The sequence below is a fragment of the Mycolicibacterium austroafricanum genome (genome assembly GCF_000612725.1).
Classification (GTDB): domain Bacteria; phylum Actinomycetota; class Actinomycetes; order Mycobacteriales; family Mycobacteriaceae; genus Mycobacterium; species Mycobacterium austroafricanum.
This window is the reverse complement of the sequence record NZ_HG964453.1, coordinates 495,195-509,199: the sequence shown is the minus strand read 5'-3', so window position 1 is coordinate 509,199 and position 14,005 is coordinate 495,195. Positions and strand designations below refer to the sequence as shown.

At 68.5% G+C, this 14,005-nt stretch carries 10 protein-coding genes; 2 read left to right on the top strand and 8 right to left on the bottom strand.

The window, feature by feature from the left end:
• Nucleotides 1–48 precede the first annotated feature (48 nt).
• The 8 genes from BN976_RS16175 to BN976_RS16140 form a co-directional block, all read right to left on the bottom strand.
• Nucleotides 49–2,934 (bottom strand): ribonuclease E, encoded by a 2,886-nt coding sequence (locus BN976_RS16175; protein WP_036371948.1) that lies wholly within the window; start codon nucleotides 2,932–2,934, stop codon nucleotides 49–51.
• 310 nt (nucleotides 2,935–3,244) lie between these two features.
• Nucleotides 3,245–3,655: a nucleoside-diphosphate kinase gene (gene ndk, locus BN976_RS16170; RefSeq protein WP_011781105.1), complete on the bottom strand. Its 411-nt coding sequence runs from the start codon at nucleotides 3,653–3,655 to the stop codon at nucleotides 3,245–3,247.
• A 10-nt stretch (nucleotides 3,656–3,665) separates the two neighbouring features.
• Nucleotides 3,666–4,004 carry a DUF4233 domain-containing protein gene (locus tag BN976_RS16165; protein ID WP_083767363.1) on the bottom strand — a complete coding sequence of 113 codons (339 nt, stop codon included), beginning with the start codon at nucleotides 4,002–4,004 and terminating at the stop codon, nucleotides 3,666–3,668.
• Between the two features lie 44 nt (nucleotides 4,005–4,048).
• Nucleotides 4,049–5,464 (bottom strand): bifunctional tetrahydrofolate synthase/dihydrofolate synthase, encoded by a 1,416-nt coding sequence (gene folC / locus BN976_RS16160; protein ID WP_036371946.1) that lies wholly within the window; start codon nucleotides 5,462–5,464, stop codon nucleotides 4,049–4,051.
• A 15-nt stretch (nucleotides 5,465–5,479) separates the two neighbouring features.
• Nucleotides 5,480–8,173: a valine--tRNA ligase gene (locus tag BN976_RS16155; protein ID WP_036371943.1), complete on the bottom strand. Its 2,694-nt coding sequence runs from the start codon at nucleotides 8,171–8,173 to the stop codon at nucleotides 5,480–5,482.
• Between the two features lie 54 nt (nucleotides 8,174–8,227).
• Nucleotides 8,228–8,815 (bottom strand): DUF937 domain-containing protein, encoded by a 588-nt coding sequence (locus BN976_RS16150; RefSeq protein WP_011781109.1) that lies wholly within the window; start codon nucleotides 8,813–8,815, stop codon nucleotides 8,228–8,230.
• Between the two features lie 44 nt (nucleotides 8,816–8,859).
• Nucleotides 8,860–10,125: a saccharopine dehydrogenase family protein gene (locus BN976_RS16145; protein WP_036371940.1), complete on the bottom strand. Its 1,266-nt coding sequence runs from the start codon at nucleotides 10,123–10,125 to the stop codon at nucleotides 8,860–8,862.
• Between the two features lie 11 nt (nucleotides 10,126–10,136).
• The gene (locus tag BN976_RS16140; RefSeq protein WP_036372334.1) at nucleotides 10,137–12,275 is read right to left on the bottom strand and encodes a S9 family peptidase; all 2,139 of its coding nucleotides are present in this window, start codon (nucleotides 12,273–12,275) and stop codon (nucleotides 10,137–10,139) included.
• Nucleotides 12,276–12,450: 175 nt separating this feature from the next.
• Here BN976_RS16140 and BN976_RS16135 point away from each other — a divergent pair, with 175 nt between their 5' ends.
• Nucleotides 12,451–13,782 (top strand): ammonium transporter, encoded by a 1,332-nt coding sequence (locus BN976_RS16135; RefSeq protein WP_011781112.1) that lies wholly within the window; start codon nucleotides 12,451–12,453, stop codon nucleotides 13,780–13,782.
• Entirely contained in the window at nucleotides 13,783–14,001 is a 219-nt protein-coding gene (locus tag BN976_RS16130) for a hypothetical protein (protein WP_011781113.1), read from the top strand.
• Nucleotides 14,002–14,005 lie beyond the last annotated feature (4 nt).

Genomic DNA, 14,005 nt, shown 5'->3' with positions numbered 1-14,005 from the left:
AGACAACTGGTCAAGGGTACGTGACCAGCGGGTAGAGGGTCAAACCGCTCAGTCCTGACTGGGCGGACCAGCGGGTCGCGCTGCTGCGCGCCTGCGTTGCCGACCTGGCCGGACAGCTACGGCGACGGGTTCCTCCTCCTCGTCGGAGTCCTCCCCGTCGGTGTCCTCGTCATCGGAGTCCTCGTCGGTCTCCTCGTCATCGGAGTCCTCGTCATCGAGTTCTTCGATGTCGTCGTCGGCCTCGTCGTCATCGTCGTCGAGGTCGATCTCGTCCTCGTCGTCGGTGTCCTCGTCGTCGGCGTCCTCGTCATCGAAGTCGTCGTCGAGTTCGTCGTCGTCGCTGTCGGTCACCGCCCGGGTGGCATCGGCGTCGAGTTCGGCGACCTCTTCAGGCGGCACCGCGGTGCCGTCGTCCTCGTGTTCCGAATCGTCGTCCTCATGCTTGCCGTTGGCAGCGGCCATCGCCTTGAACATCGGGTGCTCACCCGGTGAGTGCGACGGCACCTTGACGACCGGCACCTCCTGCTCGGCCCGGGCACCACGTTTACCGCGCTTGCTGCGCCGCCCGGTCCCCGGCTCGGACTTGCGGCCGTTTGCGGGCGCCATCGAGTCGACGGGGTCCCCGTGCAACATGATTCCGCGGCCAGCGCAGTGGCTGCACGTGGTCGAGAACGCCTCGATCAGGCCGGTGCCGAGCTTCTTGCGAGTCAACTGCACCAGGCCGAGCGAGGTCACCTCCGACACCTGGTGACGGGTGCGGTCGCGGGCCAGGGCCTCGGTCAGTCGGCGCAGCACCAGATCGCGATTGGATTCCAGCACCATGTCGATGAAGTCGATGACCACGATGCCGCCGATGTCACGCAACCGGAGCTGACGCACGATCTCCTCGGCGGCCTCCAGGTTGTTGCGGGTCACCGTCTGTTCGAGGTTGCCGCCCGACCCGGTGAACTTGCCGGTGTTGACGTCCACCACCGTCATCGCCTCGGTGCGGTCGATGACCAGCGTGCCGCCCGACGGCAGCCACACCTTGCGGTCCATCGCCTTGGCGAGTTGTTCGTCGATGCGGTGCACGGCGAACACGTCGGGCGCGTCGGGCGACGCGGGCTCGTACTGGGTCATCCGCGGCAGCAGTTCGGGAGCCACCGCGGTCACGTAGTCGTTGATCGTCTTCCACGCGTGATCACCCGACACGGTCAGGCCGGTGAAGTCCTCGTTGAACAGGTCGCGGATCACCTTGACCAGCACGTCGGGCTCTTCGTACAGCGCGACCGCGGCCCCGGCCTTCTTCTCGGTGATCTCGGCGGCCTTGGCCTCGATCTCGGTCCACCGCTTCTGCAGGCGCTCCACGTCGGAGCGGATGTCCTCTTCCTTCACGCCCTCTGAGGCGGTCCGGATGATCACACCGGCGTCGGACGGGACGACCTCACGCAGGATCTCCTTGAGCCGCTGCCGCTCGGTGTCGGGCAGCTTGCGGCTGATCCCGGTCGACGACGCACCGGGCACGTACACCAGGTAGCGGCCGGCCAGCGACACCTGGGTGGTCAGCCGGGCGCCCTTGTGCCCGACCGGATCCTTGCTGACCTGGACGACGACGTAATCGCCCGGCTTGAGGGCCTGCTCGATCTTGCGTTGTGCGCCCCCGAGCCCGGCGGCCTCCCAGTTGACCTCTCCGGCGTACAGCACACCGTTGCGGCCGCGGCCGATGTCGACGAACGCCGCCTCCATCGAGGGCAGAACGTTCTGCACGATGCCGAGGTAGATGTTGCCCACCAAAGAAGCTGACGCCGCAGACGTCACGAAGTGTTCCACCACCACGCCGTCTTCGAGCACCGCGATCTGGGTGTAGCGGGCGCCTTCGTGCGGCGGCTCGGTGCGGACCTTGTCGCGGATCACCATCATCCGCTCGACGGCTTCGCGGCGGGCCAGGAACTCCGCCTCGCTGAGGATCGGGGGCCTGCGCCGGCCGGCGTCGCGGCCGTCCCTGCGGCGCTGCCTCTTGGCCTCCAGCCGGGTGGAGCCGCTGATCCCCTGGATCTCCGAATCCGACGACGTCTTGTCGCCGCGGTTCGCGGACTTCCGGGGTTCGCGTTCGTGGACGACGGTGTTGGGCGGATCGTCGGGTGAACCGTTTTCGCCGTCGTCATCCGATCCCGACTTGCGGCGACGGCGACGGCGACGCCTGCGGGTGGCGCCGTCGGCACCGGTGCCGTCGTCTTCACCGCTGTCGTCGTCGGAGTCGTCGGCGGACTCGCCGGACTGGGCCTTCTCGGTGTCGACGTCACCCTCGTCGGAGTCGGCGGAGGATTCGTCACCGTTCTGCTCGCCGCGCCCGCGCCCGCGTCCGCGCCTGCCGCGCCTGCGGCGCTTGGCGGCGGGGCGGCCCGGCTGGTCTTCGTCGGAGTCCGACTCGGAGTCCACGTCGTCGCCGTCGTCGTCCACGTCGTCGCCGTCATCGTCGTCGTGGTCGTGTTCGTCGAACCGCACGGGCTGCGGCGCGACGAACAGCGGCAGATAGTCGGCGGGCTCGCTGACCGGCGCGACGGGGGTCTCCAGGATCAACCGGGACTCCGGCTCGTCCTCGGTGACTGTTTCGGCGTCGGCATCGGGGGCCTGTAACTCCGGGGCGGCCGGCTCCGGGGTCGACGCCTCGGGATCCGGCTCGGGCGTGGCGACCTCGGGCTCGGCGAGCACCTCACGCACCCGGTCGGCTTCTTCCCGACCCACGGTCGAGTGCGCGCTGCGGGTGCGACCGTCGAGCTCGACCAGCGCATCGATGATCCGCCTGCTGGTGGTGCCGAGCACCCGGGCCAGGGAGTGAACCCTCAACCGTTCAGGCGCCGGTGCATCCTTCGCCGACCCGGACGAGTCAGCGGCAAGCTGTGGCTCATCCGTGAGGTCGTGGGTTGCTGCTTCAAAGTTCTCATTGTCGGCCACGTATTCTCCTCAAGCCCCCGGGCGCGTCATGTGCTGACGCGGCCACGCGAGGGCTTCCGATTGTGTCCCGGGCTACCTACTCCCGGATGTCTTATGGTCTCGCTCCGAGTGATCCCGAAGGAACGGTCTCGGTGCCGGTCTGAATGATGGCTGGACGGATCGCGCCGCACCGCGGGTAACGGTGGTCGCGCTCGTCTAAGTCTTCATTCGGATGGCCGACCCGGGTTGTAAGGCCGGACACCCTTCGACCATTATCCCACATCGCACGGAGTGGCCCGTGGAGGCCGGGTTAGCTCGGGCGAGGCGGCCTCTACCGGCCGGGGAACCAGAGCTCGATTTCCCGGGCCGCCGAGTCGGGCGAGTCCGAGCCGTGGACGAGGTTGAACTGGGTCTCCAACCCGAGGTCACCCCTGATGGTGCCGGGTGTGGCCTTCTCGACAGGGTCGGTTCCGCCCGCCAGCTGCCGGAACGCGGCGATGGCCCGCGGACCCTCCAGAATCGCCGCGACCACCGGTCCGGACGTGATGAACTCCAGCAGCGAGGCGAAGAACGGTTTGCCTTCGTGCTCGGCGTAGTGAGCGCGGGCGAGGGCGTCGTCGACGTTCTTGAGCTCCAACGCGGCGACGGTCAGGCCCTTGGCTTCAATCCGGCTGATGATCTCTCCGATGAGGCGGCGCTGCACACCGTCGGGCTTGATCAGTACGAGAGTTCGCTCAGTCACGGGACACAGACTAGTCGTCGGTGGGCTGCTGCCCCGGAAGGAGCCCACGCTTCTGCCTGCGCAGCACCTCGGCACGCAGATAGGCGATCAGCAGCCAGACCACGACGAACAGCAGGCCGATGAAACCGACGCCCGGATAGATGAACCAGCCGGCGACGAGCAGGAGCTGTACACCGAGGTTCGCCCAGATGGCCCAGGGCCGGCCCTGGACACCCGACATCAGCACCAGCAGCACGGCAACGCCGATGACGTAGCCGGTGGACCCGGCGGTGAGGCCGGGACCGACGGCACCGACCACCGGCAGGGCGAGCAGCACGACGATGGCTTCCAGGATCAGCGTCCCGGCCATCACCCCGCGGAAGCTCTTCCACGGATCCGGCGGCGGTTGCCCGTTCACGCGGGGTCCTTTCCGAACAGGGTCCGCGCCGCGCCCGCGGTCACCACCGAGCCGGTGATCACGATGCCAGCCCCACCCATGCCCGCCGCGTCGCCGGCGCTGCCGGACTCCTCGACCAGGGCGGTGGCCGTTTCGATCGCGTCGGGCAGCGTCGAGGCGGTGACCACGCGCTCGGGACCGAAAATCTCCTCGGCCTTGACGGCCAGCGCCGCCACCTCCAGCGCCCGCGGGGATCCGTTGTGGGTGACCACGATCTGGTCGAACGCCGTTTCGAGGGCGGCCAGGATGCCGTCGACGTCCTTGTCTCCCATCACCGAGACGACGCCGACGAGGTAGCGGAAGTCGAACTCGTCGCGCAACGCCTCCACCAACGCCGCCGCCCCGGCCGGGTTGTGCGCCGCGTCGATGAAAACCGTTGGCGCACTTCGTAACCGCTCCAACCGTCCCGGCGATGTGACGGCCGCGAAACCGGCCCGCACCGCGTCCACGTCGAGCTGGCGTTGCGCACCTGCGCCGAAGAACGCCTCGACCGCGGCCAGCGCGAGCACCGCGTTGTGCGCCTGGTGCTCGCCGTGCAGGGGCAGGAAGATGTCCGGGTAGACGCCGCCGAGGCCCTGCAGTTCCAGCAGCTGGCCCCCGATGGCGACCTGCCGGCCCAGCACCGTGAACTCGGAGTCCTCCCGGGCCACGGCAGCGTCGCAGCGCACCGCCTGCGCGAGCAGTACCTCCATCGCCTCGGGCACCTGACGCGCCAGCACGGCCACGGTGTCGGTCGGGACGAGATCGTCGTCCTGGCGGGTGATGATGCCGGCCTTCTCGCCGGCGATCTCGGCGATCGTGTCGCCGAGATAGTCCGCGTGGTCGATACCGATCGGGGTGACCACCGCGACGGGCGCGTTGATGACGTTGGTGGCGTCCCACCGGCCGCCGAGACCCACCTCGACGACCGCGACGTCGACGGGTGCATCGGCGAACGCGGCGAACGCCATCGCGGTGACGACTTCGAACTTGCTCATCCGGGGACCGCCGGCAGCCTGGGACTGCTGGTCGACGAGCTCGACGAACGGCTCGATCTCCCGGTAGGTGTCCACGTACGCGGCCGGGCTGATCGGCCTGCCGTCGATCGAGATGCGCTCCACCGCCGACTGCAGGTGCGGACTGATGGTGCGCCCGGTGCGCCGGTGCAGCGCGGTCAGCAGCGAATCGACCATCCTGGCCACCGACGTCTTGCCGTTGGTCCCGCCGATGTGGATCGACGGGTAGCCGAGCTGCGGCGACCCGAGCAGTTCCATCAGCGCCGAGATCCGCGCGGTGCTCGGCTCGATCTTCGTCTCCGGCCAGCGCTGGTCGAGCAGGTGCTCGACCTGCAGCAGCGCCGCGATCTCGTCGGGCTTCGGCTCGAATGATGACATCCGCGATCCGCTTCGCTACTCGCTCGCCGAGAGCGCGGCCAGGCGCGCCTGGATGCGCTCCACTTCCTCATTGGCCACCTGCTGACGGGCACGGATCTTGTCGACGACGTCGGCGGGCGCCTTGGCGAGGAACGCCTCGTTGCCGAGCTTGCCCGAGGTGCCCGACAGTTCCTTCTGCGCGGCGGCCAGATCCTTCTCCAGACGGCGGCGTTCGGCCGCCACGTCCACGGTGCCCGAGGTGTCGACCTCGACGACCACCGTCGCGGTGGACAACCGCACCTCCACCGCGGCCGACGGGGTGAACTCGTCCGCGGGCGGGGTCAGCCAGGCCAGCGCGGTGACGGCGGGGACGTGCTCCTCCAGGCCGGCGGCGGCGACGTCCGACAGCCGGGCGGGCACCTTCTGCCGGTCGGCCAGGCCCTGGTCGCTGCGGAACCGACGCACCTCGGTGATCAGCTTCTGCATGTCGGCGACCCGCTGCGTCGCCCCCTGATCCACGGCGTACCCGGTCGCGGTCGGCCAGTCCGCGATCACCAGCGACTCTCCGCCGGTCAACGCCTTCCACAACACCTCGGTGACGAACGGCATCACCGGGTGCAGCAACTTGAGCAGTACGTCGAGCGCGAAGGCCAGCACCGCAGTAGTGCGAGCCGTGTGCGCCTCTTCTTGTCCCAGTTGGACTTTGGCCAACTCGAGGTACCAGTCGCAGAACTCGTCCCACGCGAAGTGGTACAGCGATTCGCATGCGCGGCTGAATTCGTAGTTGTCCAACGCCGCATCGACCTCGATGCGGACCTCTTCGAGCCTGCCCAGGATCCAGCGGTCGGCGTCAGTGAGTTGGTCCGACGGCGGCAGCGGTGCCGGGCTGGCGCCGTTGAGCAGCGCGAAGCGGGTGGCGTTGAACAGCTTGGTCGCGAAGTTGCGGGACGCACGGGCGTGGTCCTCACCGATGGCCAGGTCACCGCCGGGACTGGCACCGCGGGCCAGCGTGAACCGCAGCGCGTCGGCGCCGAACATCTCCACCCAGTCCAGCGGATCGATGCCGTTGCCCCGGGACTTGCTCATCTTGCGGCCGTGCTCGTCGCGGATCAGGCCGTGCAGGAACACGTTTTCAAAGGGAACCTGCGGGCCCCTGGCGCCGCCTCCGGTGATGGCGGGGTCGTCGCCGACGAAGGTGCCGAACATCATCATCCGGGCCACCCAGAAGAACAGGATGTCGTAGCCGGTGACCAGCACGGTGGTCGGGTAGAACTTCGCCAGTTCGGCGGTGTGGTCCGGCCAACCCATCGTGGAGAACGGCCACAGCGCGGAGCTGAACCACGTGTCCAGCACGTCGGGGTCCTGCTCCCAGCCTTCCGGCGGTGTCTCGTCCGGCCCGACACACACGGTTTCGCCGTTGGGGCCGTGCCAGATCGGGATGCGATGCCCCCACCACAGCTGACGGGATATGCACCAGTCGTGCATGTTGTCGACCCAGCCGAACCACCGCGGTTCCAGGCTGGCCGGGTGAATCACGGTGCGGCCGTTGCGGACCGCGTCTCCGGCGGCCTTGGCCAGCGATTCCACCTTGACCCACCACTGCAGACTCAGCCGCGGTTCGATCGGCTCACCGCTGCGCTCGGAATGACCGACGCTGTGCAGATAGGGCCGCTTCTCCTCGACGATGCGGCCCTCGTCGGCCAGCGCCTGCCGGACGGCGAATCGCGCCTCGAAGCGGTCCAGGCCGTCGAACTGGGTGCGGGTGTCCGCGATCCGGCCCTTGGTGTCCATGATCGACGGCATCGGCAGCTGGTGCCGCAGCCCGATCTCGAAGTCGTTGGGATCGTGGGCGGGGGTCACTTTGACTGCGCCCGTGCCGAATTCGGGGTCGACATGATGGTCGGCAACAATGACGATCTGGCGGTCGATAAACGGGTGCGGCAACGTGGTGCCGACGAGATGCCGGTAGCGGTCGTCGTCGGGGTGCACGGCGATCGCGGTGTCGCCGAGCATGGTCTCCAGCCGGGTGGTGGCGACCACGATGTGCGGTTCGGAGTCGTCCATCGAGCCGTACCGGAAAGACACCAGTTCGCCCTCGACGTCCTCGTACTTGACCTCGAGGTCGGAGATGGCGGTCTCCAGCACCGGTGACCAGTTCACCAGCCGCTCGGCCTGGTAGATCAATCCGGCGTCGAAGAGCCGCTTGAAGATCGTGCGCACGGCGCGGGACAGGCCCTCGTCCATCGTGAACCGGTCACGGCTCCAGTCGACCCCGTCGCCGAGCCGGCGCATCTGGCCGCCGATGGTGCCGCCGGACTCGCGCTTCCAGTCCCACACCTTGTCGATGAACAGCTCGCGGCCGAAGTCCTCTTTGGTCTTGCCGTCGGCCGACAGCTGCTTTTCGACCACGGTCTGGGTGGCGATGCCCGCGTGGTCCATGCCCGGCAACCACAGCACCTCGTAACCCTGCATGCGCTTGCGCCGGGTGAGAGCGTCCATCAGCGTGTGATCGAGGGCGTGGCCCATGTGCAGGCTGCCGGTCACGTTGGGCGGTGGCAGCACGATCGAGTACGCGGGCTTGGCGCTGGTCGGGTCCGCGGTGAAGTAGCCGGCCTTCACCCAGCCGTCGTACAGGTCGCTCTCGACCGCTCCCGGGTCCCAGGACTTGGGCAGGGCGTCGAGCTCTGGGGCGCGCGGGGCGTCACCGTTGGCGGTGGGCTGGGAGGTCACCGCGCCATTCTAGGAAGAGCCGACGGACCACTTCTTCCCGCCCGACGGGCCGGCTTATTTCTTCCCACCCAGCAACCCGCCCAGGATGTCACCGAGCGGACCACCCTTGTCGCCGCCGAGCACGCTGCCCAGGATGCTGCCGAGCGGGTTGTCTGCACCGGCGCCGCGCTGACCGCCGCCGCCCAGGATCCCGCCGAGGATGTCGCCGAGGCCGCCGCCGCTCTGGCCCTGCGGCTGCGCCTGTCCGCCGGACAGTTTCCGGCCGATGTAGGCGAGCACGATCGGCGCGAGAATCGGCAGCAGCCTGTTGATCAGATCGCTGTTGCCTGCCCCACCGCCGGACAGTGCCGAGGCCACCTGGCCGGTGTCGTTGCCGCCGAAGATCTTCGCGACCGCCTTGGAGCCGTCGACCTCGTCGACCTGGTCGACGTCCACCCCGCCGTCCAGCAGGCCGGCGTGGCTGTTGGCCGCGGACGCGATGGTCGAGGCGGTTCCGGGGTCCAGCGCGTTCTGCTGCAGGCCGCCGACAAGCACGGGCAGCAGGGTCTTGACCGCGCTGCTCACCTCCGCCTCGTCGGCGCCCAACCGCGCCGCGATCTGCCGGGTGGGGATCTCACCGTAGAGTTCGTCGAGGTCAGCCATGACTGGACAGTAGTCCCAGGTGAACAGGCCGCGGACGGGTTCGGTCAGTTCAGCCTGGACACGTCCAGCGACACCCCCGCGGCCGGGAACCGGGCCAGCAGCGCATCCCCCATGGCGGCGGCCGGGGTCAGGATCCCGCGCAGGTCGGACAGCTTGTCGCGGTCCAGCGCAAGGGCCAGGCCGCTCTCGCCGAGCAGCACCGACGTGGCCTTGTAGCCGGGGTCGCCCTGCTGGGACATCCGGGCGAGGTAGCGGGCGCCGGTCGACGTCGTGGTGTAGGTCTCGACGGTGTAGTGCCCGCGTTCACGGGTCTGTTCGCTGGGCCCGGTACCGACCTTGGGGAGGATGCGCTCGAGCGCGCCCCGCGGCACCCGGTCCAGGAAGCGACTGCTGAGCTCCATCGTCGCGACGTTGCCCGCCGTGGCCATGGCGGCCACCAGCGGCGCGCCCACGGAACGGCCGGTGCTCATCTGTTCGGCGTATTCGAACCGCCTGCCGTACGCGTAGCCCAGAAGCGCGTTGCTGCGCCGGACGACGCGGGTGTTGGGCAGCGCCATCGCGAACGCGCCGACCCAGTAGCCGTCCAGTTCCGGGGCGATCTCGCGGCCCCGCCGCCACCGCGCGTCGGGCTGGGCTCCGAGTTCGGGCTCGGCCGCACGGTCGGGGGTGAGCGTGTACGGGTCGTTGAGCAGGCGCCGGGCCTCGGGGTCCTGCGATGCCTGGCGAGCCAGCTCGGTCATCGACGCCACCGTGCCGCCGGATACCCCGCCGGCGAAGGAGCGGACGACGAAATTCGTGTCGCCGAGCTCACCGGTGCGGTCGCGTTCGGCGGCCCGGTACAGCGCGAACACGGTCATATCCGACGGGATGGAGTCGAACCCGCACGCGTGCACGATGCGCGCTCCCGTGTCGGCGGCCTGCTTGTGGTGCAGGTCGATGCACTCGCGCACGAACAGCGTCTCCCCGGTGAGATCCGCGTAGTCGGTGCCCGCGGCCGCGCACGCCGCGACAAGCGGCAGTCCGTAGCGCAGGTAGGGACCGACCGTGGTGATCACCACGCGGGTGCTGGCCGCCATCGCATTGAGCGTCGAGGGCTGCGACGCGTCCGCGACGAGCAGCGGCCAGTCCTGCGCGGCCTCCCCCAGCGATTCCCGCACCGCCAGCAGGCGATCGGTGGAGCGGCCCGCCAGCGCGATACGGGCGCCGGCTCCCGCGGCGGCGAGATACTGCGCCGTCAGCTTCCCGACGAACCCGGTGGCGCCGTAGACAACGATGTCGTGCTCCCGGTCGTGTGCTTCGTTTGCGCTCATGCCAGCCGACGCTACCCGAGCATTTCCGGCAGCTCGGAGTCTTGACCGAGGACGTGATGGGCCAGAAATGCGAGAACCACCTGGTACCAGATCTTGGCGTGTTGCGGGCTGAGCACCCAGTGGTTCTCCGACGGAAAGTAGAGGAACCGGTGCTCGGTGCTGCCGTCGTCGGCGGCAGGCAGCGCCGAGCTGCTGAGCAGTTCGTACCAGAGCCGCAACGCCTCCCCGATCGGTACCCGATAGTCCTTGTCGCCGTGGATGACGAGCATCGGCGTGGCGATCTGGGAGACGAACAGGTGCGGGGAGTTCGCGGCGGCCATCTCGGGCGTCATCTCTCTTGCCCACCAGTAGCCACCGTCGGTGGTCGCCCCGAACTGGTCGAGCGCCCACAGGCTGGCGTGGGTGACGATCGCGGCGAAGCGGTCGGTGTGCCCGGCGATCCAGTTCGCCATGTAGCCGCCGAACGAGCCCCCCATCGCCGCGGTGCGTGTCTCGTCGACCCGGGGATGCGCACACGCCGCGTCGGTGGCCGCCATCAGATCCGTGTACGGCGCGAAACCCCATGAGCCCCAGCCTCGTTGGATGAACTCCTGGCCATACCCGGTGGACAGGGCCGGGTCCGGGAGCAGCACGGCGTAGCCGCGGGCGGCCATCACCCACGGATTCCAGCGCCAGTGCCAGGCGTTCCAGCTTGCCAGCGGCCCGCCGTGAATCCACAGCAGCAGCGGGGCCGACGAGCGCTCGCGCGAGGAGCATGACGCCGACGAGCGCTCGCGCGAGGAGCATGACGCCGACGAGCGCTCGCGCGAGGAGCATGACGCCGACGAGCGCTCGCGCGAGGAGTATGACCCCGCGGCCTCGCCGTGCGGCAGGACCATCCACGACCGGACGGTGCGCCCGTCCGCGGTGGTCGCCGTCACCTCGGTCAACGTTCCAGGAAGGTCGGGCAGCGCAACGCAATCCAGCACCGTGACCGTCCCGTCGGCGTCGATGCGAACCGGGTGTTGAGGTGCGGCGTAGGAGCTGCGCAGCGCGAACAACACCCCACCGGGTGCCGGTCGCACGTCGGAGTAGGTGAAGTCGTCGGCGACGAGGGTGCGCACCGCGCCGGTGTCCGGGTCGACCGCGAAGATCGGCCCACGGCCGTGGTCGTCAGCGGTGACGATCACCGAGGAACCGTCCGCCGACCACGTGACCGACGTCGGCCACCGGTCCCACCCGGTGGTCAGCTCGACCGGTTCTTCCCCGAAACGCAGGATGCACAGCGTGATCCGCGGCGCCTTCCGGGGAGTCGAGATGGTTTCGCGGGTGTAGGCCACCGACTGACCATCGGGTGAGACGGCTGGGTTGCCCAGGTCGGCGTCCCGGTCGTCCACGATCGTGGTCCGCCGACCGGTGGCCACGTCGACGTGCACCAGGGTGGTGCGCAACGCCGCCCCCGGCGCGGGCCCCTGCCACGTCGTCACGAGGAAGGCACCGTCGCGGCTCAGGTCGAAGTGCGCCTCCCGCAGGGCTTGTCCGGGCGTCGGGGTCAGATCGCGCGGCCGTTCCTCGGTGATGTCGAACAGGTGCGGCTGCTCCGGCCCGAGGTCGTGGTCCCAGTAGCGCACGGGGTAGCCAGCGTGCAGCACGGCCGAGACCTTGTTGTCCTTGCGTGCCGCCCGCAACCGCTTGTCGTCGTCGACATCGGTGGCCGACGCCAGCATCGCCGACGTGATGAGCGTGGTCGCGGCCTCTCGTGCAGACGTCACCCGGTCGACTCCGCCGGGCAGGGTCGCCACCTCGTGCGCCTCGCCGCCTGCCGCGGGTAGTCGCCACAGCGCTTTCCGGGTCGGTTCGTCGTCGTCACCGGTCGGCCGGGCGGCGAGGAAAAGGAGATCACCGTCGGCGGTGAACTCCGGCGCGGACTCGCCCTTGGCGCCGAAGGTCAGCCGCCGCGCGGGCTGCTGCCCGGACGGATCCAGTTCCCACAGGGCGCTGACGAATTCGGTGCGCTTGTCGTCGAGTCGCGACACCGTGGTCACCACCCTGGTGCCGTCGGGTGAGACCGCGAGACCCGCCACCCGGGGCAGCGCCAGAAACTCGTCGAGGTCGTGAAAGGCCGTCGTGCCGGGCGTGGCCGGGGTCGGTTGCTCAGGAGCGGAAGACATGCGGAATTCGTAACACATTGCCGGACACGACTTCACGCGGAATTAACACGCCTTGACAAGTGGGACACATGCCCACCGTTAGCGTCATGCCTCGTACACCATCAGTACCTCGAGAACACTACGGATAAACCCGTGTTCTCGGGAAGCCACCCCAACAGACCCGGCGGAGGTCCCTTTGACACCCGAAGTCGAGGACGCGATTGCGTCCATGACCGCAGTCAACAACGAGTTCTTCTATTGGATGTCCATCGCGCTGATGATGCTCATCCACGCGGGCTTCCTGGCGTACGAGATCGGCGCGTCCCGGTCCAAGAACGTGCTCGCCACCGCGATGAAGAACCTGCTGGCGTTCGCCACCATCGTGGCGTCGTTCTTCTTCGTCGGCTGGTTCCTCTACAACGCGATGCCCACCGGCTTCATCGAGTTCAGCGATGCGGCCAAGGCAGCATTGCCGTGGAGCGACAACATGGGCCCCAACACCGCCGATGCGGCCAGCGGCATCTTCTGGGGCGCGTTCGCGCTGTTTGCCGCCACCACCGGCTCCATCATGTCGGGTGCGGTGCTCGAGCGGATCCGCACCAGCGGCTTCCTGATCCTGACCGTGTTCGTCGGGTCTGTGCTCTGGATCATCGGCGCGTCCTGGGGCTGGCACGGTGCCGGCTGGATGCTGACCAAGCTCGGCTTCCACGACGTCGGCGCCGCCGGTTGCGTGCACATGATCGCCGGGTTCGCGACACTGGGCATCCTGATCAACCTCGGCCCGCGGATCGGGCGGTTCCTGCCCGACGGCACCGCCGTGACGATCCGTCCGCACAACCTGCCGCTGACCATGCTCGGCCTGTTCCTGATCTTCACCGGCTTCTTCGGCTTCCTGATGGGTTGTGTCATCTACGGCGCCACCGGCTACTCCACCATCTACGGCAGCCCGACGACGCTGTCGGCGTTCGCCTTCAACACCTTGATGGGCATGGTCGGCGGAATCATCGGCGCGTACGTGATGTCCCGCGGTGAGCCATTCTGGACCATCTCCGGCGGCCTGGCCGGCGTCATCGCCATCGCAGCCGGCATGGATCTCTACCACCCCGCCTTGACGTTCGTCATCGCGCTCGTCGGCGGCGGGTTGATCCCCTTCATCGGCAAGTTGCTCGACAAGATGAAGATCGACGACGTGGTGGGCGCGGTTGCCGTGCACGGCGGTATGGGCTTGTACTCGGTGATCGTGGCCGGCATCTTCCTGGCCGGCTACCCGAACATCGGTGGCAATCCGTCGATCTCGTTCTGGGGTCAACTGATCGGCGCGGTGGTGTTCGCAGCACTGGGCTTCATCCCGGCCTACCTGCTGTCGCTGTTGCTCAAGAAGGTGGGGCTGCTGAGGATTCCCGCCGAGGTCGAGGAGCAGGGACTGGACCTCTCCGAGGTTCCGGCGACACCGTACCCGGAGGGCATCCCAGTCACCGCGATGAAACTCAACGGCTCCGTCCTGGTCGTCACCGAGGAGGTCAACTAAATGTTCAGTCCGATCACCAGCTACGACGAACCCGGTGTGGTGTTCACGTTCGGCGGCAACAGCTTTGGCACGTGGCTGTTCTTCATCCTGGCAGTGGTCCTGTTCGTGGGGTTCTTCGTCCGGATGATCCAGCACGAGAATCACGCGTACAAGGCCATCATCGATCACGCCCCGGTCGAGAAAGGACCGGCGGCCGAAGGAGAACCAACCCCCTACTGAGTAC